General features: G+C 64.3%; 25 protein-coding genes, 1 tRNA gene and 1 riboswitch. Of the genes, 16 read left to right on the top strand and 10 right to left on the bottom strand.

All coding sequences use genetic code 11. The features are described 5' to 3' along the window. The first annotated feature begins 428 nt into the window (after positions 1–428). The 4 genes from JST30_07070 to JST30_07085 all read left to right on the top strand — a co-directional run bounded on the left by JST30_07070 (position 429) and on the right by JST30_07085 (position 5,115). Entirely contained in the window at positions 429–911 is a 483-nt protein-coding gene (locus JST30_07070; GenBank protein MBS1714084.1) for a hypothetical protein, read from the top strand. 1,033 nt (positions 912–1,944) lie between these two features. Then, positions 1,945–2,550, top strand: coding sequence for a hypothetical protein (locus JST30_07075; GenBank protein ID MBS1714085.1), 606 nt, complete (start codon positions 1,945–1,947; stop codon positions 2,548–2,550). Positions 2,551–2,772: 222 nt separating this feature from the next. After that, positions 2,773–3,981 carry a glycine C-acetyltransferase gene (locus JST30_07080; protein ID MBS1714086.1) on the top strand — a complete coding sequence of 403 codons (1,209 nt, stop codon included), beginning with the start codon at positions 2,773–2,775 and terminating at the stop codon, positions 3,979–3,981. A 45-nt stretch (positions 3,982–4,026) separates the two neighbouring features. Then, positions 4,027–5,115 (top strand): TIGR03790 family protein, encoded by a 1,089-nt coding sequence (locus tag JST30_07085; protein MBS1714087.1) that lies wholly within the window; start codon positions 4,027–4,029, stop codon positions 5,113–5,115. Here the strand turns inward: JST30_07085 and JST30_07090 are convergent. Both JST30_07090 and JST30_07095 read right to left on the bottom strand, forming a co-directional pair. Then, complete coding sequence (locus tag JST30_07090) at positions 5,112–6,110, bottom strand: hypothetical protein (GenBank protein ID MBS1714088.1); 999 nt, start codon at positions 6,108–6,110, stop codon at positions 5,112–5,114. The two genes, JST30_07085 and JST30_07090, sit on opposite strands and share 4 nt — an antisense overlap. 1 nt (position 6,111) lies before the next feature. Continuing rightward, positions 6,112–7,629, bottom strand: a complete 1,518-nt coding sequence (locus JST30_07095) for a family 10 glycosylhydrolase (protein MBS1714089.1) — start codon at positions 7,627–7,629, stop codon at positions 6,112–6,114. 56 nt (positions 7,630–7,685) lie between these two features. Between JST30_07095 and JST30_07100 the strand changes: the two genes are divergently transcribed. The 7 genes from JST30_07100 (at position 7,686) to JST30_07130 (ending at position 13,476) form a co-directional block, all read left to right on the top strand. After that, on the top strand, positions 7,686–8,390 hold the full coding sequence (locus tag JST30_07100) for a hypothetical protein (protein ID MBS1714090.1): 705 nt from the start codon (positions 7,686–7,688) through the stop codon (positions 8,388–8,390). Between the two features lie 62 nt (positions 8,391–8,452). Continuing rightward, positions 8,453–9,205, top strand: a complete 753-nt coding sequence (locus tag JST30_07105; protein MBS1714091.1) for a histidinol phosphate phosphatase — start codon at positions 8,453–8,455, stop codon at positions 9,203–9,205. Continuing rightward, positions 9,202–9,618: a Holliday junction resolvase RuvX gene (gene ruvX / locus JST30_07110; GenBank protein MBS1714092.1), complete on the top strand. Its 417-nt coding sequence runs from the start codon at positions 9,202–9,204 to the stop codon at positions 9,616–9,618. The genes JST30_07105 and ruvX overlap by 4 nt, the downstream gene beginning before the upstream one ends. Next, positions 9,602–10,594 (top strand): endolytic transglycosylase MltG, encoded by a 993-nt coding sequence (gene mltG / locus JST30_07115; protein ID MBS1714093.1) that lies wholly within the window; start codon positions 9,602–9,604, stop codon positions 10,592–10,594. The genes ruvX and mltG overlap by 17 nt, the downstream gene beginning before the upstream one ends. Further along, a complete protein-coding gene (locus JST30_07120) occupies positions 10,591–11,742 on the top strand; it encodes a YqeG family HAD IIIA-type phosphatase (protein MBS1714094.1) in 1,152 nt (383 codons plus the stop codon). Before mltG ends, JST30_07120 begins: the two co-directional genes overlap by 4 nt. Positions 11,743–11,758: 16 nt before the next feature. After that, a complete protein-coding gene (locus tag JST30_07125) occupies positions 11,759–12,553 on the top strand; it encodes a shikimate dehydrogenase (GenBank protein MBS1714095.1) in 795 nt (264 codons plus the stop codon). Continuing rightward, entirely contained in the window at positions 12,550–13,476 is a 927-nt protein-coding gene (locus JST30_07130) for a threonylcarbamoyl-AMP synthase (protein ID MBS1714096.1), read from the top strand. Before JST30_07125 ends, JST30_07130 begins: the two co-directional genes overlap by 4 nt. On the opposite strand, the gene JST30_07135 is transcribed toward JST30_07130, so the two are convergent. The 4 genes from JST30_07135 to JST30_07150 are packed head-to-tail and all read right to left on the bottom strand — an operon-like array spanning position 13,473 to position 18,088. Next, entirely contained in the window at positions 13,473–14,276 is an 804-nt protein-coding gene (locus JST30_07135; GenBank protein MBS1714097.1) for a hypothetical protein, read from the bottom strand. The genes JST30_07130 and JST30_07135 overlap by 4 nt on opposite strands. Next, on the bottom strand, positions 14,273–15,388 hold the full coding sequence (locus JST30_07140) for an amidohydrolase family protein (protein MBS1714098.1): 1,116 nt from the start codon (positions 15,386–15,388) through the stop codon (positions 14,273–14,275). Before JST30_07140 ends, JST30_07135 begins: the two co-directional genes overlap by 4 nt. Beyond that, positions 15,385–16,407, bottom strand: coding sequence for a DNA-protecting protein DprA (locus tag JST30_07145; protein MBS1714099.1), 1,023 nt, complete (start codon positions 16,405–16,407; stop codon positions 15,385–15,387). The genes JST30_07140 and JST30_07145 overlap by 4 nt, the downstream gene beginning before the upstream one ends. 19 nt (positions 16,408–16,426) lie before the next feature. Beyond that, on the bottom strand, positions 16,427–18,088 hold the full coding sequence (locus JST30_07150) for a PQQ-binding-like beta-propeller repeat protein (protein MBS1714100.1): 1,662 nt from the start codon (positions 18,086–18,088) through the stop codon (positions 16,427–16,429). 197 nt (positions 18,089–18,285) lie between these two features. Here JST30_07150 and JST30_07155 point away from each other — a divergent pair, with 197 nt between their 5' ends. After that, positions 18,286–19,272: a hypothetical protein gene (locus JST30_07155; GenBank protein ID MBS1714101.1), complete on the top strand. Its 987-nt coding sequence runs from the start codon at positions 18,286–18,288 to the stop codon at positions 19,270–19,272. Positions 19,273–19,279: 7 nt separating this feature from the next. Here the strand turns inward: JST30_07155 and JST30_07160 are convergent, their stop codons facing one another. Then, a complete protein-coding gene (locus JST30_07160) occupies positions 19,280–20,050 on the bottom strand; it encodes a hypothetical protein (protein MBS1714102.1) in 771 nt (256 codons plus the stop codon). A 131-nt stretch (positions 20,051–20,181) separates the two neighbouring features. On the opposite strand from JST30_07160, the gene JST30_07165 reads away from it, so the two are divergent. Together JST30_07165 and JST30_07170 are read left to right on the top strand one after the other, a co-directional pair. Next, positions 20,182–20,736: a sigma-70 family RNA polymerase sigma factor gene (locus JST30_07165; GenBank protein MBS1714103.1), complete on the top strand. Its 555-nt coding sequence runs from the start codon at positions 20,182–20,184 to the stop codon at positions 20,734–20,736. Further along, the gene (locus JST30_07170) at positions 20,733–21,464 is read left to right on the top strand and encodes a hypothetical protein (GenBank protein ID MBS1714104.1); all 732 of its coding nucleotides are present in this window, start codon (positions 20,733–20,735) and stop codon (positions 21,462–21,464) included. The genes JST30_07165 and JST30_07170 overlap by 4 nt, the downstream gene beginning before the upstream one ends. On the opposite strand, the gene JST30_07175 is transcribed toward JST30_07170, so the two are convergent. The 3 genes from JST30_07175 to JST30_07185 all read right to left on the bottom strand — a co-directional run bounded on the left by JST30_07175 (position 21,461) and on the right by JST30_07185 (position 23,347). Then, a complete protein-coding gene (locus JST30_07175; GenBank protein MBS1714105.1) occupies positions 21,461–22,339 on the bottom strand; it encodes a hypothetical protein in 879 nt (292 codons plus the stop codon). The genes JST30_07170 and JST30_07175 overlap by 4 nt on opposite strands. A gap of 49 nt (positions 22,340–22,388) precedes the next feature. Beyond that, a tRNA-Trp gene (locus tag JST30_07180) sits at positions 22,389–22,464 on the bottom strand. Positions 22,465–22,558: 94 nt separating this feature from the next. Next, positions 22,559–23,347 (bottom strand): prepilin-type N-terminal cleavage/methylation domain-containing protein, encoded by a 789-nt coding sequence (locus tag JST30_07185; protein MBS1714106.1) that lies wholly within the window; start codon positions 23,345–23,347, stop codon positions 22,559–22,561. Between the two features lie 56 nt (positions 23,348–23,403). Continuing rightward, positions 23,404–23,514, bottom strand: a riboswitch (TPP riboswitch). An 84-nt stretch (positions 23,515–23,598) separates the two neighbouring features. On the opposite strand from JST30_07185, the gene JST30_07190 reads away from it, so the two are divergent. Then, positions 23,599–24,333 (top strand): sugar phosphate isomerase/epimerase, encoded by a 735-nt coding sequence (locus JST30_07190; GenBank protein MBS1714107.1) that lies wholly within the window; start codon positions 23,599–23,601, stop codon positions 24,331–24,333. Beyond that, positions 24,330–24,935 (top strand): HAD-IA family hydrolase, encoded by a 606-nt coding sequence (locus tag JST30_07195; GenBank protein ID MBS1714108.1) that lies wholly within the window; start codon positions 24,330–24,332, stop codon positions 24,933–24,935. Before JST30_07190 ends, JST30_07195 begins: the two co-directional genes overlap by 4 nt. The last annotated feature ends 1 nt before the right edge of the window (position 24,936 follow it).

The following is a 24,936-nucleotide window of genomic DNA, read 5'->3' on the forward strand; positions in this document are numbered from 1 at the left end:
TAGGATATAACTGTGCTCTTGGGTGCGACCTAACGGTGTGGGGCCCAACGGCTGACACGTGCTACCAGAGCATGGACGCTTGCTGCCAGTGCACGTATTATTATGGAACTTGCGTGAATTGGTCTTGGTGCGGAGGTGGGACAGGCGCACTGTCGGCTTCAAGACTGGAGTACTCGACCAGGCTCTGCAACGGTGTGGTCGGACGGTGCTCTCCGTAGGTTTGGTCGCCGTATCGGAAAACGTCGTTGAAGACCACGGTCCGTTCTCTGATTGCAGACAAAAAGCGGCGGCAGGCACTTTGCGTCGTTGTGCTTTTGGTCACGTCCTCTCTCGTGCTTTGGGTCGTCGTGGCGAGAAGGCCAAGGCCTTTGACTTTGGACGCGAAAGCCGTCGTAGAAGCATTGCAGTCGGGGGACGGCAACCGCATATTGCCCTACGTCTGGGAAGAAGAGATCAAAGCGAACGGCTATACGGCCGCTAGCCTCACCGCGATCTGCCGAGAGGCCCTGAACCCTGTACTGACACGGAACACGGCGCGAGGCCTCGAACTTCAGGACGATGGCGGAAGCGCGGCCGCAGGACTTCAACTGTCTTCGCCAGAAGGCAGGCCAGGGGAATTAGCCGTAAGCGTGTTCAAGACGAGCAACGGGCCGCGCTTCAGCTTTATGAACACGCTTATGGCCGCCTGGGCCGTCGACCACAGATTGCGAAAGGGAGAACCAAGAAGCCTTGAAACCTTGGCCACCGGCCAGATCGAGGGTTGGGAGAAGTACGGCTCGACTTTGCAGGGTCTAGGATGCAAGGTCATTGCCCGCGAGCAAGCGAAGGAAGGGGTATTGGAGCTCGAGGGAATCGACGAGTATGTCCAACGATGGAGAGGTCTGTTGGCCGATTCCAAAAAGGGTGGCTAAGTCATGTCTCAATATCTCCGAACTCCGCCCTCGGCGGATCAGGATCTTCCGCCAGACTCCGATGTGGAGGGCCACGCTCCGTCGCGGCCGCTTCCGCACGTTTCCCGCAGAGTGTCAAAGATGCGAAGGATCGCAAAGCGCGACCGCCCTCCGATTGACCCTTTGCTGCCTCCAGACTCCAAAGTCCTCGCGGTGACGACAAGGATCCGACCTAGTCTGGAGGCTTGTCGGCCTGCTCCCAAGGGTCTCCCTCTCCCCGCTTGACGGTTGGCCCGGTCTGGCAACGGTGTCCACGTTTCACTCCGCCGGACCGGCGGGTGGCAAGGACAAAACGCTCCGTTCTGCCCTAGGCATGGCTCGTGGACCGAGCGAGCGTTTCTGTCCTTGTCCGCAGGACCGCGTCAACGGGGCAGTCGCGCCGCGTCCAGGACAAGGCGGCACGCCCGTCCCTCTTTGTCCTGGCCACCTGTCAAGAGGTCACCCTTTGGTGGGGCCACCCGCCGCAAGGCCCTGGCTTCCCGTCCGGAAGACTATCCTTGGTCCTCAGCGGGCTCGGACGTCCTGGGACGCGACCCGTGGTGACGTCCTTGACCCGGTCTGCAACGGGACAAGTGCGCTCGAAAGGCTCGTCACGGCGCGTTGCCAGACCGGGCCACCCGTCAGAATCCTTTGTCGAGCGACCGGGTTGATCGGGACGATCCCGGGTGCTTGCCCAAACCTTCGCGAACAGGTCTTACGACGGAAGGGGCAAGCGACGGGTGGCCACATTCGCCTGAGGGACAAGAATCTTCATGCTTTTTCGCATTCGCCCTAACGAACCGCTTAAAGCGCTCCAAAACTCTATCTTGCGGGCCGAGGGAATACCGGTCCGCAAACCGTTCCCGAGGCCCGTAACGGATAACAACATGAAACGAGCCGAAGGAGGTGCGCCATAGCACGCGCCGAACTGTCCGTCGCCTTCCAGTCCTTACGAGGTAAGGCAGGCACTCTCGTCATCGTCAAAGGGCGCGACGGCTATTACATAAGGCCGCGCGTGACACCTGCGAACCCGAGTACTCCCGCGCAGCAAGCCGTCCGTACGAACCTTCGCAAGGCCGCTGTCGCTTATAAGAACCTCACTCCTGCCCAAGCGGCGGCATGGGAGCTCTATGCGCAGACGCAGGTCGTGGAGAACCCTCCGACGGGGCGCAAACCGAAGAAGACCGCAGTCGACGCCTTTGTCGAGTTGGCCGCAAAGTTCTTGCAGGTCACTCCGACCGGAACGGTGCCGACCGCCCCGCCTGCGGCGTCCTATTACGGGGACAGCATCGCCGTGACGGTCGCTTATTCGGCCGGCAAGGCGACTTTCACCGGGTCGGCGCCGAATAGCCTGAACACGCGGACCGAGTTGCTCATGCAGCGCCTTCCGGCGCAGAACCGCCATGCGCAAAAGGGCGCTTACCGGAGCAAGGGCTTCGTACAGTTCGTGCCGGGGACGCTCAGCTTCGACGTGACGGTGCCGCCGGGATACTATGCCGCGGCGTACCGTTTCGTCAACGTCGCGACGGGGCAGGCGACCGACCTGCAACCGATCAACGCCGGTCAAGTCACGCTCGCGCTGGAAGCGGGTGGGAGCGGGACGAAGAAGAAGGCGGCGTAGAGCGGGTGTCGGGAGTCGGGTCTCGGGTGCCGACTCCCGACTCCCGACCGTCGGCCCCTGATCGCCTCCGTCGCCTTGCGCCACCTCCTCCGATAGCGGCACCATGATCTGCATCAGGGGTGGATCGACCCCTCACCCCAACCCCTCTCCCCCGGAGGGGCGAGGGGCCCCGGACGATCGACTCCCCACCCCCTGATCCCCTTTCCCGACTAAACTAATCGCGTGAACCCGACGCTGCAGAACTGGCTTGGCGACGAGATCCAGAAGCTCCGCGACCAGCACCTCTACAAGACCCCGCGCATCCTCGAGTCCCCGGCCGGAGGGCGGGTGCGGATGGACGGCAAGGAGGTCGTCAACATGTCCAGCAACAACTACCTCGGCCTCGCCAACCATCCGAAGGTGCGGCAGGCGGCGCTGGACGCGGTCGAGAAGTGGGGCGTCGGCGCGGGTGCGGTGCGGTGGATCGGCGGCACGATGCGCGTCCACGACGAGCTGGAGGAGCGCCTGGCGTCGTTCAAGCACGTGGAGGCGGTCCTCGTCTTTACGAGCGGATTTACCGCCAACAGCGGCTGCATTCCCGCGGTGCTGACCGACAAGGACGTCGTGATCAGCGACGAACTGAACCACGCCTCGATCATCGACGGCGTGCGCTTGAGCCCGGCCGAATACCGCAAGAGCGAAGGTTGGGTCTACGCGCACAAGGACATGGACGCGCTCGAGGACTGCCTGAAGCGGGCGCAGACCAAGGGTTTCGCCAAGAAGATGATCATCACCGACGGCGTCTTCAGCATGGACGGCGACATCGCGCCGTTGCCGGAGATCGTCCGCTTGGCCGAACAGTACGACGCCTTCGTCATGGTCGACGACGCCCACGCTTCGGGCGTGCTCGGCGATTGCGGGGCGGGGACGACCTCGCACTTCGGCCTCTACGGCCGGGTCGACATCCAGCTCGGGACGTTGAGCAAGGCGCTCGGTGTGGTCGGCGGCTACATCGCGGGCTCGGCGAAGCTGAAAGAATGGTTGATCAACCGAGGTCGCCCGTACCTTTTCTCGACCGCGCACCCGCCGATGGTGGCGGCGGCGCTGATCGCGGCGCTGGACGTCATGCAGAACGACCCGGAGCCGATGCGCAAGCTGTGGGACAACGCGAAGAAGTGGAAGGCGATGCTGGCCGATGCAGGCTTCGACACGATGGGCAGCGAAACGCCGATCACTCCCGTCATGTTCGGGGACGAGAAGGCGGCTCAGGATGCGGAGAGGATGCTGTGGGACGAGGGGGTCTACGCGCTGGCGATCGTCTATCCGACGGTCGGTCGCGGCAAGGCCCGAATCCGGACGATGCCGAGCGCGGCGCACACCGACCAAGACTTGAAGGACGCGTTGGACGCGTTCGTGCGGGTACGGGACCGTTTGGGCGCGGTGACGGCCTAAGGGCACGATCCGCGCGCCGGATACGTCTGCATTCTTGAGACCGACGTGCGTCTTCCCCCGATCATCATGTTGACCGCCCTTCTTGCCTGCGTCGCCTGTCAGCCGCCCGTCGTCTTCACGGAACGGGACAAGGAAGAGGCGTCGCGCGTCGTTGTGGTGGTCAACCAGGGGAGCACGGACAGCGAAGAGGTCGCGGGCTACTACCGCACGAAGCGGGCGGTCCCGGCCGAGAACGTGATCAAGGTCAAAACCGTCACGACGGACAACATCCCTTACGACGATTACTACAAGTCGATCGAGAAACCGGTGAAGGAAGCGATCGGCAAGCTCGGTCGGCGGATCGACTACATCGTGATGACGAAGGGCGTCCCGATCCGGATCAACGACGACGGAGGTGCCGCGACGGACGCGCTGTTAGCGGGGATGAACCTGCCGTTCGGCACGATCAGCCAGTTGACGGAAGAAGGGGTCAAGAAGTCGATGAACCCGTACTTCGGTTCCGAAGAGCCGTTCGAGAGCACGAAGTTCAGGGGGATGTACCTGGTGACGCGGCTTGATGGGCCGACCGTGGCCGACGCGAAGCGGTTGATCGACAACGCCTTGGCCGCCAAGTCGGCGAGGGGTCCCTTCTTCTTCGACCAGGCGGGAAACCGCAACTCGGAAGGCTATTCCGTGTTGAACAAGGCGCTGGAGAAGGCGTGCGAAGACCTTCGCAGCGGCGGCTGGCAGGCGGCCCTCGAATCGACGAACGCGTTCGTGGCCCCGAGCGAGGCCCTAATGGGCTACTGCAGTTGGGGCAGCAACGACAGTGGGTTCAGCGAAGTCACGTATCACAAGTTGAAGTTCTTGCCGGGCGCGCTGGCAGAAACGTTCGTGTCGACGAGCGGGCGGTCGTTCGAGCCGGGAAAACCAGGTCAGAGCCAGATCACGGATCTGATCAAGCAAGGCGTGACGGGCGTCAAAGGCTACGTCAGCGAGCCGTACACGTTCGCGCTGGCACGACCCGAGATCCTGTTCCAGCGCTATACGAAGGGCATGAACCTGGCCGAATCGTTCTACGCGGCCTCACTCGTGGCGAAGTGGAAGGACGTCGTGATCGGTGACCCGTTGTGCCGTCCGTACCGCAAGGACTAACGGGCGCCGCGCTCCCTTGAGACGGCCCACTCGGGTGGAGGGACGTTCTCAAACGTGTTCGCGTTCAAGTCAGCGACGAGGGTCGGTGACCCGTCAGGGAAACCGTCCCAAGCCCACAGACAGCCTTTGTCGCCGAAGATCACCCGTCCTCGGTGGTCGACATCGAGCCACCGCGATTCAAAGGTCCGTTCGGCAAGGGACAGCCGCTCACGTCCGTCGCTGTCCAAGGCTTTCCAGACGCCACGGTCGTGCCATGAATGACGCTCGAGACGGCCGTTCGCAAACGACTTGACCATGAGGCCGGCCGCGTCGGTCCGCCACCTTGGGACGCTGTCTTCGAGCAAGGACGAAACCTGGTCCGGATCCAGGCTCGCTTGCTTTCGAGGATCGAGGAGGCCTTCCAGCACGTTCAGGAGCTTCTTGGAGACGTCGCTCCATGAGGGGTTAAGGATCTCGACCTTGAGTTTTCGAACGACGTCCCATCCGTGCCTCTGTAACCTCGTGGTGAAGACCGGTTCGTCCTCGGACCCGCCGAGCGACATCCGGCGGGCCTTAAGCCACGAGGGGGGAGCCTTGGCCTCCTTCCAGAGTCCAGGGGGATCGTTGAGCGACAATCTGCCGTCCTCTTGCCACACTCCTCCGCCGTTCCATTCACTGCCTGTGAACCACAGTGCGATCGCAGAGAAGTAGGGCGGCCGGCTGACCGCCGTCCATCCACATTCTTCCCATGATTTGCTGACGATCTTGTCCGCCAGTTGCCGGGTCGAGGAGTAGTTGGTGAACGCGCCGACCATGAGCTGTCCGTCGGGGCTCACGTCGCACCGTTTGGTGTAGACCCGCCCGCGGATCCACTGGCCCGGAGCGACGCTATCGGTATCCGTGTCCCAGACAAGGAGCTGGGTGAGTTTGCTCGGGCCGCGGCGGAAGACGACCGCCAGCGGCGACCTGCTCGCAAGGATGCCGTCGATACGGGCCAGTGGGCTCGGCTTTGCCATATCAGAACCCGGCGCCGGGCGCGCCTTCGAACATCGGGAACGGTTTGTCGTACCGTTTCTCGGCGTCGCGACGCTCGCGACGCGCGCGGACGTCCTGGATCAGGCCGTTGACGCTGTGCGGTGCAGCCGCGGGGTGCTTGAAAGCCCGCTTGAATAGAGGCCAATAGGCATCGATCCCGTGAGACAGGTCGAAGACCATGATCCCTTGGGTCGTGGCAGCGGCGGCTTGAAGCGAGCGCGCGACGAGGTCTTCGTCACCTTTGAAGTCGGCGAGCTGGATTCCGGCGTACACCCAACACTGGTCTCGGGCGACGCGGCTGCTCACGACGCCTGCGGCTTCGACCGTCCGACCGATCGGCTGGCCCTGTTCTAAGGCTCTGAACATCGTCGGAACGCGGTAATAACAGCCCGTGATCAGGACGTCCAGGTTCTTCGCGAAACCGGCTTGCCGGTATTTTCGCGTCAGGAACGGGAACCCGGCGGCCAAGGCGTCGGAGGCATAGTTCGAACCGTACTTGGCATAGTCGCCGTACCATGAACCGGCGTAGATGCCGAACCGCGTGGCGGGGCTGGCCTCTTTGAGCGTCTGTCGGACGCGCAGCGTGAAGGACGCCAGTTCGTCGGCGCGCCAGGCGAGCCAATCGTCGAAAAAGGCGCCGGGCTTCATGCCTTTGGTTTCGCCTGAGAACGTGGTCTGGTACACGTCGTCCGGCCAGACGAGCCTTCGGCCGATTTTCCTCTCGAACTTCGCCCGCGTGTAATCGCTGAAGTCGGCGTCCAAGCCGTGGAACCGATAGCGGTCGTCGAACAAAAGCCCGTCCGGTCGGTACCGGGACGCGACTTCTTTGACGAACGCCAAGACCCGGGCCTGGACTTCTGGATGATGGGGGTTCATCATCAACGGGATTTGGTCTTGACCTTCAGAGGTCGGTGCGAACGTCGCGTTCGATCCGCGCAGACCGGAGCGGAGTTCTTCGGCCGGCGTGGCCGAATAGACGACGGACTGGAGTTCAGGATGTCGGTAACCCCATCCTGCGTCGCCGAACTGACTGTCGGCCTTACCTTCGTCCCGCTTGGCGTACTGGTGGCCCTCGCAGAACGCGTTCAAACTGACGAAGAACGACAGCCCGGCGGCGAGGGTCTCGGCGCGCATCGCCTTGACCGGATCGTAGCCTTCGGGCATCGTCTGGTCTTTCCACCGCGTCATCTGCCGGGTCAAGGCGCTCGGATAGACGGTGCGGCCGACGATCGGCTTGACGTCGTAGACGACCGTGTTGAAGCCGACGTCCTTGATCTTGGCGACCAGCGCCCGGATCCGGTGGTCGCTGGACAGGGCGCTCAGGTTCGCGCTTCCGTCGATCCAGAGGACGCGGCCCTGGAGGCCGTACTTTCTGCAGACTCCGTCCGCGACCATATCGCCGGCGTACCGCTCGTCCACTGTGACGTACGGGAGGGCGGGGAACGGGGCCGCAGCGACGAAGTGGTTCGTCTGCAGGGCCAAGGCGGCGATAAGGATCACTCGATCCTTTTACCTGTCCTGCATGCCCTTGGGCCGTCTGGGACGTCATGTTCCATATGCGCAGAAACCAGTTCCTAGCACTTTGTGCCGTCACGCTCGTCGGCAGTACGGTGGGCGGTTACCTTGCCCGGACGGGGCCCACGCCCGCGATGGCGCAGTACGTCGTGCCCCCGAACAGCCCGAACCAACAGGTCCGGACGGAAAACGTGCTGTTCATCCCTGACGGTGGCCTTCGCATGGTGACGGGCCAAAACCGGACGATCGGGTTCATCGGCTCTACGAACGGCGCCGCGTCCATCGCCCTGTTCGACCAGAGGGGGCGACCGGGCGTGTTGCTCTCGGGCGACGGCGGCGGCCAGGTCTCGCTTCAAGGCCAATCGACGTCGGTCAAGCTCGGTTCCGGTAGCGAAGCCGGCCTCCAACTGACGTTCGACGGCCGGACGTCGACCCTGAAACTGAAGGACGGTGCGGTCCTGACGTCCTCGAACGACGGGGGCCGGTTCCAGGTCAACGATGCCCGGGGCGAGGCCCGACTGCGGATCGATGGACCGGCCGAGGGCGGCAGGATTTCAGGTTACGGCAGGAACGGGGTCCAGAAGTTCGAGGTCAAAGGAGCGGCGGAAGACGGACAGATCGACCTCTTCGGAAAGGACGGGGCCGCGGGATTCCAAGCCAAGGGTAACGGTTCGGCGTCCGTGACGGCCGAGAAAAAATCGCTCTGGAGAGTGCCCGCTTCCGAGGGAGGGGACGGCGGCGGTTAGTCGACAGGTCTGGCAGGCAAAAATCCCATAGGACGGAACGCGCTTGCGCCAAACTCCCGCAGATGACGTCCCGGCTCGAGTTCGCGGTCGAAACCGCCCGGGAAGCCGGGCGAAGTACGATGGCGTTGTTCCGTGAGGGACGCAGTTTTGGTCTGAAGTCCGATGCGACACCCGTCACCGAAGCGGACACGGGCGCCGAGCGCCTCGTCCGGCAAAGGATCGCCGAGCGGTATCCGGGAGAAGCCGTGCTCGGGGAGGAAGAAGGGGGCGAGGCTGGATCGGAGGACAGGTGGGTCGTCGACCCGATCGACGGGACGAAGTCGTTCGTCGCGGGCGTCCCGTTGTTCGGAACGCTGGTCGCGTACGAAGTCGATCGCCGTCCCGTCATAGGGGCGGCGTACTTTCCCGCCCTCGACGAGACCGTCTGGGCCGAAGAGGGGTCCGGGTGTTTCTGGAACGGCGAACGGTGTCGGGTCAAGTCCGAGTCGGACTGGTCGCGGGCTGTCGTGTGCTGCGGAGGTCTGGCGTCCTTGGCCGACCAGGGGGTCCTGGACAAGCTGGTCGGTCTGTCGCGTCGGGCGCTGGCCGTCCGGACCTGGTGCGACGCTTACGGGCACGCCCTCGTCGCAACGGGCCGGGCCGACGCCATGGTCGATCCCAAGGTCTCTCGTTGGGACGTCAGTGCCATGTCGGTCATCGTCAAGGAAGCCGGTGGCCTCTTCCACGACTTTAAGGGAAACGAGGAGCCGGGTGGATCGGCCCTGAGCCGGACGCCCGCCATCGACGGGCCGCTTCGGGAGGCACTCGGACTATGAGGATCGTCGGCATCGACTTCGGAGGGGCCCGGATCGGCGTCGCCGTCGGTGAGTCGGGTGTCGGCCTCGTGTCACCCAGGAAACCTTTGGAGGCTTCCGGCACGTTGAAGACGGATGCGCGGCACATCGTCGAACTTGCGGCCCAAGAAGAGGCTGGGACGGTCGTCGTAGGTTTGCCTTTGGTCGAGGGCGAAGAGACCAAGATGTCCCGTGTCTGCCGGGCGCTCGGAGCGGAGATCGCGGCCCTAGGTACGACGGTCGCGTTCTGCGACGAGTCGTGGACGAGCCATGAGGCCGAGACGGCCATGTTCGAAGTAGGGTTGAAGGGTTCGGAACGGCGCAAGAAGAGCGACGGGGAAGCGGCGTGCCGGATCGTGGAACGGTATCTGGAGGCCGATGTCCCGAAGGGGTAAGGGCTGTGGCAAGAGTTGCGGCTGTGCCTCTCTGGCCTTGGCCGCATTGATCGGGGCCGGGGCCTGGTTCGCCATCGGTCTGACGCCGACCCCGGTCGGGAAAGAGCGCTACGTCAAGTTCGCGTCGTCGACACGGTTGCACGACGCACTCGTACGGCTGGAAGGCGAAGGCATCGTCAAGAACGCGATGGCGACTGAGGCGGTGGCCCGAGTGACGGGAAGGCCCGCAGAGGTGAAGTCGGGCACCTATCGGCTGAAGCCGGGTCTGACGACCGACGGCCTGTTCCAAGCGCTATCGAAGCCCGTCGTCTTGCGCGTCCGGACACCGGAAGGATGGTGGATCGCAAGGACGGCCAAGCGGCTGGAAGACTCGGGCGTCTGTTCCGCCGAGGAGTACCGGCTCGCCGCGGCCGATACGTCGCTCGCCCAGGAGGCGGGACTGACCGTCGACGGTTCGCTGGAAGGTTTCCTGTTTCCCGACACCTACGACTTTTCACCTGCGACTCCCGCGGTAGAGGTCGTGAAGACGCAACTTCGGACGTTTAAGCGCAAAGTCGGCGAGGGCGACCTTCGGAGGACGGTGACGATCGCATCGCTCGTGGAACTGGAAGCAGCCCTGGACGCGGAACGGTCGAAGATTGCCGGCGTCATCGAAAACCGCCTCAAGAAAAACATGACGCTCGATTTGGACGCCAGCGTGCTTTACGCCTTGCAGGAGTGGAGACAGTTGCCGCCCGGGTTCGTCCGTACGGTCCGTTCGCCGTACAACACCTACCTTCACAAGGGTCTGCCGCCTGGCCCGATCGGTTCTCCGAGCGTGAAAAGCATCCTCGCTGCGAAGCGACCCGACACGCACGGGTACCTTTACTACGTGGCCAGGCCCGACAGGAGCCATCTGTTCGCCAAGACGTACGAGGAGCACCGGGAGAACATCAAGAAGGCCCGTAAAGAGTGGGCCGCCAAGGGGCGGCGTTGAGACATTTCCGACACGGACGATTCGAACGGCACCGTATCCCCTCGTCGCTTCGCGGCTTCTGTCCGACGGAGGCCCTGCGCGCGCTGGAGGACATCGACCTGGAAGCCCTTTGGGCCGCAGGCAAACGACTGATCCTTCTCGACGTCGACAACACCCTCTTGCCGTGGAGGAGCCGCGACATCCCGGCTTCGACTCACGACTGGATCCGGGCGGCCAAGACGCTCGGGTTCCAGTTCTGCGTCCTCAGCAACACTCGCCATCCGGAGCGGCTTACCGCCCTCTGTTCGGAGATGGGCGTGGACTATGTGCGGGACAAGTTCAAACCCAGCCGCAAGATGTACTTGATCGCGCTGGAACGCTATGGAGTGCCCGCCGAACAGGCGGTCATGGTCGGAGACCAACTGTTGACGGACGTGTTGGGCGCGAACCGGGCCGGGATCGACGCGGTCTGGGTCAAGCCGCTCGGGCCGAAGGAGTTCGTCGGCACGCGCGTCCTGTCGCGGAACGTCGAGCGGGTCATCGGGAAGTTCCTCTACCGATATTTCCAGGCGACGGAGTCGAACGAGCCGTCCGAGCCGACCAAGACCGGTTTCTTCGGCCATAACCTGGTCCGTCAATTCGGCAAGTTCGTGATCGTCGGGGGGACGTCGACGGTGATCGACTTCACAGTCCTGTTCGTCCTGATGTTCTGGATCAAACCGGGCGGTGAAGAGCTGGGGACCATCGTCGGAAGGAACCTGATCGCTCAGTACCCGCACTTGTTCGAGGGCTGGATCACCCGGACGTCCGACGCGGCCGTCCCGGTGTTCCAGCCCATCGCCTCGACCATCGCCCTTTTGAACAGCTTTGCGTTCAACCGGATGTGGACCTTCCGCATTTCCGGCAACGAGGACAAGGGCCTCCAGTTCCGCCGCTTCCTCGTCGTCTCGTTGTCGGCGATGTTCCTGAACTGGGTGATCACGACCAAACTGAACAGCGTCGTCCCCGGCCATCCTAAGGTCAGCCTCGCCGTCGCGAAGGCCGTCGCGACCGTCGTCGTCGCGTTCTGGAACTTCTTCGGTCAGAAGCTCTGGGCCTTCAAGCCCCGCAGCGAAAGCGATCAGGACGGCTCTCTCCCGCAGGTCCCTCAGGGCGAATCGGGAACGTAAGGGGAACAACGGGACTGTGGACTGGTACGAGTGGTCCGAGACGCCTGAAGGAGAGTTCGCCGTCATCGGCGATCCGGTCTCCCATTCGTTGTCGCCACGCATGCACTCCGAAGCCTATGCCGCGCTCGGGCTGTCCTACCGTTACCGGGCCGTCCGAGTCCCGGTGAGCGAGTTCGAAGAGGCCGTCGATAGGCTCCGGTCATTGGGGTACTGGGGATTGAACGTCACCGTCCCGTTGAAGGAAACGGCCTACCGCTCGTTTCCGGGCGGAGACCCCCGGCAAGGTGCGGTCAACACGATCAATCTGCGCGACGACCGGGCGACCAACACGGACGCTCCCGGCTTTATGGGGACCCTCCGCGACTTGGGCGTCGCCCCTTGCAAGAGCCTCGTGCTCGGCGCAGGAGGATCGGCTCGAGCGCTCGTCGTCGCCCTTGCGGACGCCGGATTCGAAGTCTTGCTGTTCAACCGTACGTCGGCCAGGGCCACGGCCTTGTGCGAACAGGTCCAAGTTCCGGTCACCGTCCTCGAGAACCCGGATCCGGCAGGGTGTGCCTTGATCGTCAACGGGACGTCTGCCGGTCTGAGGAAGGAGTGTCCGCCAGTCCTTTGGGGCCGGGCCGAGCCAGGGGCCGTCGCCTACGACCTGACGTATTCGGGGGAGGAGACTCCCTTCGTCCGTGCGGCCGGCGAGGTCGGTTTGAGGGCCGTTGACGGCCGCAGGATGCTTGTCGACCAGGGCGCCCTGTCCTTCGAGTGGTGGACGGGCCTGCCCGCCCCTCGAGAAGCTATGCTTCATGCCGTCCTTTGAACGTCCTCCGACCGAGTCCTGAGAACATCAAGGCGGCCGCCCGGATCATCCAGCGGGGTGGGACGGTCGTCATGCCGACCGAAACCGTCTACGGCCTGGCGTGCAACGCCCTGGACGAAGAGGCCGTTGCCAAGGTGTTCGCCTTGAAGGGCCGGCCGGACGACAATCCGATGATCGTCCATATCGCCGATCTCGACGGCCTGGACCAGATCGCGCGGAACGTGCCTGCGGTCGTCCGTGTCTTGGCCGAGAGGTTTTGGCCGGGCCCCTTGACGATGGTGCTCGAAAAGGCCGAGCACGTCCCATATCGGACGACGGGTGGGCTGGACACGGTCGCCGTCCGGATCCCGGACCATCCGGTCGCCTTGGCCTTGATCCGGGAGTGCGGCTTACCGCTCGCTGCCCCCAGCGCGAACGCCTTTACGAAGCTCTCTCCGACGAGCGCCAAGGACGTCGCCCCGGAGATCGCGGAAGGGGCCGGGATGGTCTTGGACGGTGGGCAGTGCCAAGTCGGTTTGGAAAGCACGGTCCTCGACCTGGCCGGCGAACAAGTCCAGATCCTTCGACCGGGAGGCGTGTCCAGGGCGGAAGTCCAGGCTGTCCTGGGTATGCCGTTGGGCATCGTCCCTCCTCCGTCCGTCAGGAAGTCCCCTGGGCTTTATCGCCGCCACTATGCGCCGCGTGCGACCGTTAAGCTGACGGACCGTATGAGGGCGGGCGAGCCAGGTCTCGTGTTCGGCGCTTCGGGCGGCCCGTCGCAGGTTTCCATGCCTAGCGAACCGGCCGCCTATGCGGCGAACCTCTACAGCGCTCTGAAGCGGCTAGACGACCAGGGCCACGACGAGATCTGGGTCGAGCTTCCTCCCGAAACGCAAGAATGGGAAGCTGTCCGTGACCGGCTCAGGAAGGCGAGTTCGCGCTAGTCGCGTTCGCCGCGGACGATGACGAGGGGCCGCTTGACTTTGTCGATCACGGCTTTCAAGACTTTCAGGTATGCGTCGTCACCTTTCATGTCGGAAGCCAAGCCGACGATCACGTGGGCGGCGTCGACCTCGGCCGACACTTCTTGAATGATCGTCGGAATGTCGCGGGTCCGCTCCAACCGGATCTCACAGGCCGTCCCGTGTTCGGACATCCGTCGACGTCCGTGCTCTAGGGCCGAGGCGGCGAACTCCTCTTCTTTGGGCATCGGAGCCGTGACGGGAAGTTCCCTCGGGATCAGGATCGGGCAGAGTAGAACGACTTTGGCGGGCACGGCCTCGATCAGCTCTTCCAAAACCTTGAACATGTGCGCGTCGCTGGAGTCGCCGCTGATGACGGCCAAGATGTTCCGGTCGAACTCCTTGAACGACTCCTTCTTCCGCTTCTTCCCGTGGTCCTCTTCTTTGACGAGCAGGTCGAGCGACCGCCGGGCTTCCTCGACCGTCGCGGCGACGGGAAGCTGAGACCGGACCTCCGGTACTTCGCGGAAGACCTCCATGACGGCGGGAGGGACGGCCGCCACCACGATCCGCGCTTGCTCGTGCGACTTGACGAACCGGATCGCATCGTGGAAGGTCTCCGCGCCTTCGGGTGTGAGGGCCGTGATGCCGCTACAGTCGACGATGACGCCCGTCGGGTGCCTCCTTAGCGTCAACGAGATCGCCGTGTGGATGGTGTCCCAAAAATTCGACCTCAAGGGGCCGGACAGGACGACGACGTCATCATACGATTCGACGATCATGGGTTTGGACGACCTTGCGGCGGGCCTGACGGTGGCGCCGCGACGGAGTCGGGTGCCGCGCCCTCCGGATTCTGACGCCAGATGTCACAAATGTCCAGGGCCCGGTCTAAGACGGTCCAGACCATAGGGGCGCCTTTCAGGCCCGCGACGAGCCTCGGGTTGAGACATGCCGCCCGTATGGCCGTTTCCGGTCCGAAGTCCGACCAAAGGTTCCGAAAGCAGTCCGTCAGCGTGCTCGCGCTGCCCGCTAGCGCCCCGTTCGACTCTAACCTGACGGTTCCGCCCGAGACCCGGCAGTCGTGGCCCCACATGGTCAGGGCCGAGCCGTCGGACAGGCCCGCCGCCATCGTCGAGTCGCTCACCGCCACCACCTTCTCCACGCCCTTGTTTTTGAACAACAAGGCGGCGGCCTCTTTCGAAACGTGGTGGCCGTCGTAGATCAGCTCCGCCGTCAGGTCAGGATCGCTCAGGACGAACCCCACGGCCCCTGCTTCCCGATGATGGAACGGCCGCATCGCGTTGAACGTGTGGGTCGCGTGTCGGACGCCCCATCCGGCTCCCTTGACCGACTCTTCGAAGGTCGCGTCGGTATGCCCCATGCTGACCGTGACGCCATGTGCGGCCAACCGTCGGACGAGCACCTCCGCCCCGGGCCGCTCCGGTGCAAGCGTGATCAGCTTGAGCCGAGGGTCGTCGAGGACGGCGTCCCAGTCCTGGTCCGCTTGAGCGGGGTCGACGATATCGGCCGGCGGTTGCGCACCTGGATGGAGCGGACTGATGAACGGCCCTTCAAGGTGAAAGCCCGGCACGGCGCGATGGTCAGGAAGAGCCTCGACGGCCCGCGACACCTGGCCACAGGGCGCCGTGACCGTCGTCGGCAAGAGGGCTTCGTACCCGATCGACTCGAGACAAGCGACCATCCGTGACACGTCGTCCGGCGAGGACGACATGATGTCGGTCCCGAAGGCGCCGTGGATGTGGACGTCGACGAACCCCGGGATCAAGTAGGCGTCCGCAGGGCCGTCAAGACGATCCGAGAAGCGGAAGCCGGTGCGGTCGAAACCGTACGTCCCGAATCCGTCCGGCCCCAAAGCCTCGAACCTAGGCGTCATGCGCGCCGAGCGTACCCTTCGACCGATCTGTAGACCTCCCCGTCGATCTCCAAGAGAGTCAGGGCATGAAGGACGTCCGGCACGGGCAGACCGGTCTCTTCCCCGATCGATTCGGCGCTTCTGGGTAGCCCTGTGACAGCCTGGAGCACGCGATCGCCGACCCCGCCGCGGTCGGTGTCCGGTGCCGATCGGATTTGGGAGCGCATTCCCAGGGCGGCGGCGACCTGTCCAGGTTCGTCGACAAGTGTCGCGCCTTCGCGGATCAAGGCGTGCGAACCCTGAAACCCGTTGCCTGTCACAGGCCCGGGGACGACGAATACGGGGCGCCCGAGTTCGCGCGCGAACCCGGCCGTCATCAGAGATCCTGAGCGCTCAGGAGCTTCGACCACGATCAGGGCTTGGCACATGGCCGCGACGGTACGGTTGCGCCAGGGCAGCCAGTGTTCGAGCAGGGTAGCGCCAAGGGGAAAGCGACTGACGGTACACCCGTTTGCGCGGATCCTGGCGAAGAGGTCGCGGTGCCGGGCGGGATAGTCGACGTCGGCGCCACAGGGGAGGACGGCGACGGTCGGAGCCCCGTCATCGAGCACGGCCGTGTGGACGGCTGCGTCGATGCCGATCGCGCCGCCGCTGACGACCGTCGCTCCCGTCCTCGCCAGACCCCGGGCGAACGCTGACGCGACGTCTCGGCCATAGGGGCTCGCCGAGCGCGTCCCGACGATGCCGACGAGGGGCCGTTCCAGGACGGCGGGATCACCGACGATGAAGACGCCGGGAGGGACCGACCGGGCCGGAAAAAGCTCCGGGCGTTCTCGGGCGTCGACAATGTGAGTCGGCGCACCGATTTTAGGAGACGGGACCGAGGTCCGGTCCGCATTGTCCCGTTCCCGTCCGGTCAGGTGGGTGAAGGGGTCTTGCCCACCGTTCCAGAAATCCTCGGCCACGGGCCACGACCTCTCCGGCGGCGCTTCCGATGCCAGAAGCCGCTGCCAGAAGATGAGGTCGTGTTCCGTGGCCAATTCCGCGTAGGAGGCTGCTCTAGCCGCCGCCGAGGCTGCCGCCACCGCCGCCGCGGTTTGGGCCGCCTCCGCCTGAGTTGCCCTTGTTGGTGGTCTCGCGCCGGGGAGGTCCTCCGATCGGTCGGAGCGTGTTGTCGATCGACAAGGCGAACGGTGCGTCGACCTTGTTGCCGAGCCAGTCGACCGCCGAGACGACGATGTTGGCCCTTCCGTCCATGAGCGGAGCGTTGGAGCCGAGCGCCGAGATCTTGATCGATAGGTAACCGTCACGAGTGAACGTCCCGGCGTACTCCTTCTCGTTGATCTTGACCTTGACGGAGTCCGAATTGATGCCGGAAGCGGCGTCCTCCAAGAGGAAAACGAGCTCGAGTGGGGCCTGGCCAGAAATCTGGTCGCCCGGGTTCGGCCAAGCCATGCGGACGGACGGTGCGGTCAGGTCGACGCCCATGGATTTGTCGAACGCCAGGAGGCTCCCGTCACGGGCGAGAACGTACATCGTGTCGCCGCTGAACGACGCCGGCCCGGCCACGTTGACGTACTTGATCTCTTCGCTGTCTTGAGACCCGCCACCGCCGCCACCGACGACGCCGCCTCCGCCGCCACGCGCTCCACCGCCGCCGCCCCGGTTGTTGCCGCCCCTGTTGTCGCCGCCGGCGTTACCACCTCCGGCCGGGGTCGCAGACGTCCGGGCGCCACGGAAGAGCGGAGGCACGACGTAATTGAAGACCACGTCTCCGGACTTCGGATTGATAACGTTGACCGAGCCGTTGTCGGTCGGCACGACGACCGTGCTCCCGATAAAGGCGGGCGACGCGCTCGGGGACGAATTCAGTGCCACGCCCTTTCGGAAGACCAAGTTGCCGGAAGCGGTCAGGACGAACACGTTGCCGTTGTTGGAAACGACGGCGACGCCGGAAGGAGAGGCTGCCGGACCGAAGGCCAGGTCTTCGTCGAACCGGACGTCCCATCGTTTGCCGCCCGAGCTTCCACGGAGGGCCGTCAGATAGTTACCGGTATTGATGAAGACGGTGTCGCCTGAAACCGCGGGGATCGAAGACGAACTGAGCTGTGACGTCGAAATGGACCAACGGTCTTTCTTGGCGTTGACGTTGAACCCATGGATGGCCGGAGCGTTCGTCAAGAGGACGACCGTGTCGCCGACGACGGCCATGTTCGGATAGAGGCCTTCGCCGAGTTCGATCGGCTTGTCCCACTCGGGCGTGCCGTCCGCCGCGCTCAAAGAGACGATGCTTCCCGGCAACATGCCGACGACGACGTGGCCGCCTTGGATCACAGGCGCACCGCTGATGTTGGCCGGGCACACGTACTGCCACTTCAAGTTGCCCGTCGCCTGATCGATCCCATAGACCGTACGGTTGTCGGCGGCCGCGACGATGAGTCCGTCGGACATTGTGGCGCCGGTCCTGAAGCTCGCTTCGATCGGCTCGGCCACCGGGAACCGCCAGACCTGGTTGCCCGTCGTGCGTTCCAAGGCGTAGACGCGTCCGCCGACGGCCGCGTAGACGACGTCTCCGGCCACGAGCGGGGCTCCCGAGGGGGAAGCCGAGGTCGGTTGCGCCCAGCGCCATGCGACCGGGGCGGGGCCGTCGAATTCGGCGTGTGCCTGTAAAACGGCGGAGGCCGCGATCACAGCGGCGGCAGAGTGCTTCCAAGCGATCATTTCTTGGTTCCTGTGGGTCGCAGGAAGTATAGCGGGGAACCTGACCCGATTTCCATGCACCCGTACGTTAGACGCGCCTTGAGCCCGGATCGTCACCGCCGGGCCTTGATGTCCGAGGACGGACGTGCCGATAATGACAAGATGTTTCCGAACGTTGGAAGCCGTTCGAGGCGTCCAACTGAGGACCGAGGGATCCCATGAACCGATCTATGACCGAACGGCCCTTGCCGCTGAAGAGGCCTGCCATGATCGCGCTGGGAAGCGCTTGGGTCCTCTGCATGGCGGTCGGCGCCGCTGTCGCGCTCAGACCGGCTTCGGGGGGCCGGCCGCAATCCGTGACCGACACCCGTCCCTCTGCGCCCTCCTCACCGAGTCTGGGCACCCCGGCCGCTCCGACACAGGGTTTCACGCCCGCACGGACGGACGCCCCTGTCAACGTCATGGCGCAACCGGTTTCACCGTCAGTGCCCCAGACGGCGTCACCGGCTCCTGCGGCGTCTCCCGTCTTATCGTCCCCTGCGCCCTACGAGCCGCCGGTCACGCCCGCGAAAGAAACCGCCGTGCCCGTCACGAAGGCGAACGCGCCTGCTCCGGTGCACTTGACGCAACACGCCCCGGCAGGAATGCCGCCCGACGTCATGGAGTGGCTTAAGCACTTGGAGCGGACCGAGAACCGTCGACGGGAGCTGGCCCGGTCTCAGACCGGGGCCCTCTTGGCCGAGTTTTCGGGCATGATCGCGACCGGTTATTCAGCATTGGCCGACCCGGACGAAGTGCCGTCCGTCACGGCCGAGCAACGGTCCAGGAACATTCAGCGGCTCAAGAAGAGGGTGCAGGAATACCGCACGGAGTGGGACCGGCTCTCGGTGTCCTTCTGGTCGGTCAAGGCCCCGGACGTCTGTAGCCGTGCCGCCACCGACTTCGGTCAAACGTTGGGACAGACTTCGCAGATGATGAACGAGGTTTTCGGGTTCGTCACGTCCGGTGAAGACTCTCCGCGGCAGTCGCTCGAAGGACTCTACAAGATGACTGGAACGAGCGCCGGCCGGGTGGACTCGCCCGCCTTGGCGGCGGACAGGGACGTCCAGGCCGTTTGTGACCGCTACGACGTGACAAAGTGGTTCTCCATTCAAGGAGACGTCGGCGGTGGAATGGCCGGAATCCTGGGTCGCTTAGGCGGTTGAACTCCGCTTAACGACGGGTCTCAAGGAAGGCCTCGGCCGCCTTTCGGATCAGTTCCGGCGCCTCGGTGGAACCGGCGATCTCCTTACCGGTCCGTTCGGCCTCGGCCGGCCGGACGTCGGCATAGAGCCTCATCAGGCCGAGTCGGGACGACCAAGCCAAATCTCGGTCTTTCGACGTCCACAGGGCGCGGAACGCGTCTTCGGCACCCGAACGGTCCTTTGCGACGAGACAGGCCTCCCCGAGCGCGGCCCGTGCGGCGTCGAGGGCGTCGGAGTCGAGATTGCGGGCCGCTTCGGGCTTGATCCTCGAAAGAAGGGCTTTGGCCCGGGGCCTGTCCGTCCGAAACGCGAAGGATTCTGCCGCCTCGGCCAGATCCCGGTCGTTGCCGGTCCTCCGCGTCCGGAATTCAAGAGAGTCGTGCGCCCTCCATAGCCTGACGACCGATTTCGCCGACTTGACGAACAGACCCGGGGTCGTCAAGATTGTGGCGAACCCGCGCACGTCCCCTTCTGCGTCGAAAAACACGGCATAGGGGCCGGCAGGCGTCCGGAAACCGCCCGGCGATCGGCTGGGGACTTCGGTCACGACGACCTTCGAGAGGGCTTCTTTGACGGAAGCGTCGGCCAAGACGGTGTCCCCGACCGCGTCCCATGTCGGCCGACCCTTGTCCCGGACCAGGGCCACCACCAAGGTGTCCGCGTCCTTGGCCGACCGTAAAGCTTCGGCCCACGTCGGCCCGGTCTGTAGGGCGACGGCCAATGCCACGGTCAGGACCATGACCATTCAGACGCCCGACAGCCGCAGAGGCGTCGCCAGGTAATTGCACCGGAGTCGCACGATTCTCCGAAACCGGGAACCGAGGACGGTCCGACCGCTGTTGAACCAGCCTGAGAGGTACCATCCGCCGGATGCTCTTCAAGCGGGCCGACCCCGCTCGGGAGCGCTTCGAGCGGTTGGCCGAGCAAGCCTTCTCCTCGGTCTACGGAACCGCCTTGCGGTTGACGCGCGACCGGGAAGAGGCGAGCGATCTCGCTCAGGAGGCGCTCGTCCGGGCCTATGAAGCCTTCGACCGTTTCGACGGTCGGAACTTCAAGGCGTGGATGTTGCGGATCCTGACGAACCTCTACATCAACAAATATCGGAAACGACAACGCGAAGGGACCAGCGGCTCGCTCGACGAAGAGCAAGCGATGGAGCCCGTCGCACCGGCGGACGAAGCACCGGACAGGCTGGTCTTCGACGAGATGCTGGGCTCGGAGATCGAAGAGGCGTTGGCCAAGGTTCCGGACGTGTTCCGGATGGCCGTCATCTTGTCCGATCTGGAGGGCCTCAGCTACGACGAGATCGCCGCCGCGACCGAAGTGCCTGTCGGAACGGTGAGGTCGAGGATCGCTCGGGGAAGGGCGATCTTACGGCGAGAGTTAGAGAACTTTGCTTTAGAACGAGGCTATTTGAAACGATGAGCAACTGGGTAGACAAGGTCCATGCACTTGCCGACGGCGAGCTGCAGGGCGAGGAGCAAGCCGAAGCCCTCGCATTCCTGGACAGCGATCCTCGGGCCAAGGCCGAGCACCAGTGGGCCGTCTATCTCAAACAGACCCTTCAGGACAAGGTCCAGCCGGTTCGGGACGACGAGGCTTGGAGCGTTTGCCGCGAGCGGATCCGCGCCCTGGACAAGCGGAAGTCGGCCGAAGTCTTCGTCGGCAAGTACGCCTGGGCGTTCTGTCTGATCTTCCTCGTCGGCATCTTCAGCGCGGCCACTTTGAACCGTACGGGCCGCATGCGGCCCCTTGCGAACGAACACGTCGCGGCCCTGTTCAACGGCTTGACGCCCTTGAGTTTCCCTGACTCGCAGCAAGCGTTCGACAGCGCGTACAACAGTGTCGGCGCACCGCCCGCGACGGTCGACGGGGACGCCAAAGTCCGGTCCCTAGAGATCGGATACGTGGACGGCCGCAAAGCTGCGCACATGATCCTCGAAGACCATATCGGTCCGATGGACCTCTTCGTCCTGTCAGGGACCAGCTCTGTCGAGGGGATCGAGCAGAGGGAAGGCGGTTACCTTTGGGGACAGGTCAACGGGGTTCCCGCGATCAGTTGGACCGAGTCTGGTTGCCTGTTCCTGGTCGTGACCCACAGAGATCCGGACGGTTTGAGGTCGGCCGCGTCCCAAGTCCGGCGGCGCGGCTAGGCGGCCCGGTCTTCTTCGAGAAGGCTCCCCTCGGTGAGACGGGTCTCGTCGTCGGCCAACTGCTCTAAGAGGTCGCGTTCGCGGGCCAACATCCGGGCCCGTTCGAGGGCGACTTCACGCTCTTTTCGTAGCCGGACCGTCATCGCCCACGTCCCCAGAAAGAGCCACGTGACCACCGTCCCCAGGAACAGGAACGGAAGTCGGGCTCGTTCTTGAAGGGTCGTCCATTCACCTGCCGGAAAGTCGACGCCTAGGATCGCTTCGACCCTCCCGTCAGGGGCGTGCAAAGCCTCGGTGGCCGTGACCCAGACCCCCCACGGGTCCGCCTCGGGAGCCCGGGAGAAGCCGGATCCTCTTGCGAACGCTTCGGCAAACTCTGCAGGTCGCTCTTCGTAGTCGGAGCCGGGCGCGATCCTCGCCTCCCGGTCGCCCTTGATGAACCCGTCATGGTCCAGGTCGGCTTCTGCCGCCACGACGAACGTGTAGCCTCCCGAAGGCCGGCGTCGGACGGTGTAGACGGACTCGGCGTCCGCGTGGTCTGCCATCCAACGGCGTTCGGCCTCGATCAGCCGCAGAAGGTCGGGATCGTCGGCTCTAGCGCGGGTCGGGACGCGCGCATGGCCCAGACGTTCGATCCTTTGGGCGAACAGGGCCGCCACCGATTGCAGTTCCGACTGGAGCGCCCGCCGTTTTTCGGCGGCCGAAGACTCGGCTCCCCACACGGCCGAAACCATTAGGGCCGACCAACACAGGCCGCACGCGACACATTCGAGCGTCTTCGCGCCCAGCCCCTTGGCTTGGCGACAGATGCAGACGAACGCGATCAGACCTGGAAGCGCGAGCGTCAGGCACGCGAACAGGATGGGTATCGACATGGCCCTCGACGCTATTCATCATCGGTCGGATCGATGGGAATGTCGAGGCTGGCAGGGGCGACAGGATTCGAACCCGCGACCTACGGTTTTGGAGACCGTCGCTCTACCGACTGAGCTACACCCCTGCGGGAGGCAGGATTTTACCCCTGTCCTTCAGGCCATGGCGAAGTCCCGAAGGACAGGGTGGTCGTCAAGGACGGAGTTCGAACGACGTGAAGGTCAGTCGCAAACCCCGTACCACGTCCCCGACCAGCTTTGGTCGTTCGGTTCCCCCGACCGGTGCCCGCTCCTATCGACGACATGACTGTCGAAGGTTCCGTTTCCGGTCACGAACTTGGCGTGGCCGTCCGCGAAGATCACGGTCCCGCCCGTTCCCGACCATTGCCTGTAGTAGTCCGCAGGGCTGCCGCAGTCATAGCCATATCGGGCACACCCCGGATCCTTCTCCGACGAGAAGAACGGGAACATCTCCGACCGGAGGATCCTCGACTCGGCCGGGAGGGCCATGGCCGTGGCGTTCACGAGGCGGTCGAAGTCGAGCACGTTGTTGTTCTGGGACGATTCGCCCTTGACGACCGAGTAAAGACAGGACGTGAACCGGTACGACGTGCCATATGCCTTCCAATAGCTGTCCGCACCGGGGACGTCCCGTTGCTGGTACGGGCTCCCGTTGTCCCAAGGCGACTTGAAAATGTCCTTGTTCTTCGCATAGGGCAACACCAAGAGCTCGGTGCCCTTGTGCGCGGGGTCGCCGTTGGGGGGAACGGAGTTGTAGGCATAGAAGATCGGCATCACGTCTTCGTTGTCGCCCAGATACATCATGACGGACATGCCGATCTGGCGGCCGTTGCTGACGCATGCCGTGTTCTTGGCCGCCGCCTTCGCTTGCGCGAACACGGGGAACAGGATGGCGGCCAGGATCGCGATGATCGCGATGACGACGAGGAGCTCGATGAGCGTAAAGGCCGCGGCGAGGCCGGTGCCCGGAGGGCGTGTCGTTGTTTTCACGAGGTCTGGTTCCTGCAAACGCCGTCCCCGCGAATGTGGACGGCGCTCTGTCAAGGGACCTTGCGTCGCCGCATTTCCTACGCCGGCATGACCCGGATCAGGTTCTAGGGGACAGTCCCGGCTCTACGGGATCGTCTCAGCCGCCTTCGGCACCCCCTGCGGACAGGCAGATTGCCCTTCTATGATATCGCAGGTCCCGCCCGACGGCCTCTTCTTCGGGCCTTGTCGGGCCCTTCGACTATCATCGAACAATGAAGCTCGCCGTTCAACTGTACACGCTCCGCGAGTCCCTGGCGAAAGATCTGGACGGCACGCTGAAGCGTACGTCGGATTCAGGCTACGAGCACGTGGAAACGGCCGGGACGTGTGGCTTGTCGCCCAAGGAGTTCCGGAAGAGACTGGACTCGGTAGGACTCCGGGCGGTTTCGTGCCACGTCGGCCTCGACGACGTCGAGGGCGGGCTCTCAGAGTCCGAAGACATGGCGAAGACGCTCGGTGCGGAGTGGCTCGTCGTGCCTTGGATCTCGGAGGCCGAATACGCAGGCGGTTGGGACCGCTTCGGCGAAAGGCTCGGCTCCGTCGCGGAGACCGTCCTTTCCAGGGGGCTGAAGTTCGCTTATCACAACCATGACTTCGAGTTCCGCGAGCAGAACGGTCGTCCCGGTTTCGAGACGTTATGGGAGTCGGCACCTGAGACGGTCGAGGCGGAACTGGACGTCTACTGGGCCCACCGTGCGGGCAGAGACCCGGCCGAAGTGCTCCGAGCCCTGTCCGGAAGGGTGCCTTTGGTCCACTTCAAGGACGGCAGGGACGGAGCGTTCACGCCTGTCGGTGAGGGCTCTCTGGAGTGGGAGCCGATCGTCGCGGCGGCGAGGACGGCGGGCGTGGAATGGGCGATCGTCGAGCTTGACGAAAGTCCGTCCGATCCGGTCGATTGCGTCGCGGCGAGCTACCTGTACTTGACCGGGCTGGGTGTCGAGGATTGAGGTCGCGACCGGTCTGCTTCGACCTTGGCGGCGTCCTCGTCGATATCCGTCACACATGGGACGACGCGCTGGTAGGAGCCGGCCTGGAACCGACGGGACGGACCCTTCGCCTTTCGGAATGTCCGCTCTTGACGGCCTATCAGGCGGGCGGTGTCCTGGAGTCCGACTACTTGGAGGCTCTCGCCGACCTGTTGGAGGTCACGAAAAACGACGCGAGGCGGACGCATACCGCGATCCTCCGCGAAGAGTTCGAAGGGATGGACCGGTTGATCGTCGGGCTCCAAGAGCGGGGCTTGGTCACAGGGTGCCTGAGCAACACGAACGCCTTGCACTGGGACGCCCTCGTCTCCATGTCCGCCATCGGTCGCCTACAGGTCCGGGTCGCCTCTCACCTCTGCGGGGCCAACAAACCTGACGCGGCGTCGTTCGCCGCGTTCGAAACGGCGGCAGGGGTCTCCCCGGACGAAGTCGTCTTCTTCGACGACGGCGCCGTCAACGTCGAGGCTGCACGCCGGCGAGGTTGGGCAGCCACGCTTGTCACAGCCGGGCTCACTCCCTTCGACCAGGTGCGTACAGCGCTCCGACTTTTGGACTTATTGTGAT

Source organism: Armatimonadota bacterium, from assembly GCA_018268395.1.
In the GTDB taxonomy this organism is placed as follows: Bacteria; Armatimonadota; Fimbriimonadia; order Fimbriimonadales; family Fimbriimonadaceae; genus JAEURO01.